Source organism: Streptococcus sp. 1004_SSPC, assembly GCF_001069025.1.
Lineage (GTDB): Bacteria > Bacillota > Bacilli > Lactobacillales > Streptococcaceae > Streptococcus > Streptococcus vestibularis.
In genome coordinates this window covers 1-1,711 of record NZ_JWGQ01000065.1, presented here as the reverse complement: position 1 = coordinate 1,711, position 1,711 = coordinate 1, and the positions used below count along the sequence as shown (strand labels likewise).

At 36.1% G+C, this 1,711-nt stretch carries 2 protein-coding genes; both read left to right on the top strand.

Annotation, left to right across the window (positions count from 1 at the left end):
* Positions 1-594, top strand: a 594-nt coding sequence (locus tag ADF62_RS05370) for a helix-turn-helix domain-containing protein (RefSeq protein WP_048788266.1), incomplete at its 5' end; no start/stop codon positions are given.
* Positions 591-1,556: an IS3 family transposase gene (locus tag ADF62_RS05365; RefSeq protein WP_048788265.1), complete on the top strand. Its 966-nt coding sequence runs from the start codon at positions 591-593 to the stop codon at positions 1,554-1,556. The genes ADF62_RS05370 and ADF62_RS05365, both read left to right, overlap by 4 nt.
* The last annotated feature ends 155 nt before the right edge of the window (positions 1,557-1,711 follow it).

The window sequence follows — 1,711 nt, the reverse complement described above, 5'->3', positions numbered from 1 at the left end:
ATATGTAACTGTCTCCATATTTCCACAAGGACGATTCAAGATTGGGCTGCCATCTATAAAAAATATGGGATTTTAGGATTCACAAAGAAAACAAAAAACCGTTCCTATTCAAAAGAATTTAAAATGGAACTTGTAGAAAAATGTATTAGTGGCGAGGCTTCATCTATTGATTTAGGTCATCAGTATGATATTTCTTCAGGACTTTTAAGAAAGTGGATTAGGATGTATAATGCCAATATAGAACTTAAGGATTACAATCCAAAACGGGAGGTCTATATGGCAAAAACAAGACGTAAAACCACTATTGATGAACGCAAAGAGATTGTCAACTATTGTATTGAACACAATCGCAATTATAAGGAAACGGCGTCACTTTATGATGTTTCTTATAGCCAAGTGTATTCGTGGGTGAAAAAGTATGATAGTGATGGTGAAGAAGGTTTAGTTGACAAAAGGGGTCATCACAAACTAGATGATGAGGTTGATGAATTAGAACGTTTACGAAGAGAAAATGTGCGCTTAAAACGTCAGTTAGAAGAAAAGGATATGGCTGTTGAACTCTTAAAAAAAGTGAAAGAATTCGGAAGGATGTGAGGCTAGGCAAACAGCGCCACGAATCAAAATACTTAGCGATCGAAGACTTCAACACCAATAAAGGGTGGAGCATTAGCTGGATGTGTCATCAGCTCGGCATTACGAGGTCTGCATTTTATAAATGGAAACATAGAATAGTTCCAGAACAAGAACAATTAAACAGCGAAATTGCGGAATTAATTAAAGAATATGACGAACGTTTCTCGCATATCTTGGGATATCGAAGAATGACAGAATGGATCAATCATTTCAATCATACGAATTACTCGAGAAAGAGAATTCACCGAATTATGAAAATACTCGATATTCACGCCATTATCCGTAAGAAAAAGAAAAAATACAAGACTGCTAAGCCTGAAGAGACTGTAGAAAATAAGTTAGCAAGAAACTTCTATACAACTGCTCCGAACAAAAAATGGGTAACAGATGTTACAGAGTTTAAGATTCCTAACTCTCATAAGAAACTCTATCTTAGTGCCATACTTGATTTATATGACCGTTATCCTATTGCTTTTGTCATAAGTGGTCGAAATGACAATCGGCTAGTCTTCAAAACATTTAACAAAGCTATTGAAAAAAATCCCACAGCTAAGCCTATATTTCACAGCGATAGAGGGTTTCAATATACCAATAAGAACTTTCAAAAAAAGCTGAAAGATACTGATATGGTTCAATCCATGTCAAGAGTAGGCCATTGTATTGATAACGGACCAATAGAAGGTTTTTGGGGAATTATAAAATCGGAAATGTATCAGATGTATGAGATTTCAGATGAGGCCTCCCTCCGATATGCCATCAAAGACTATATCCGATTTTACTGTCAAGAGCGTCCACAAAGTAGGTATGACTGTAAAACGCCTCTAGAAGTAAGAAACGTTGCCTTATCATCAGAACATCCTTTGTCATACCCAATCGCTAAGAATAACAAAATTGAAAAGTACAAGTCTAAGTGGTCTGCATAAAAAAACAGCCGTACATTTATTTTGTACGACTGACCTTCAAAAACAGACACTTTTTAGATATTTAACCTGTCTACTTGACAGGGGGCATATCAATGCGGGTGCGCATCGAAGGTTATACCGTCATAACAAAAACACTCCAAACGAGTTACAATATA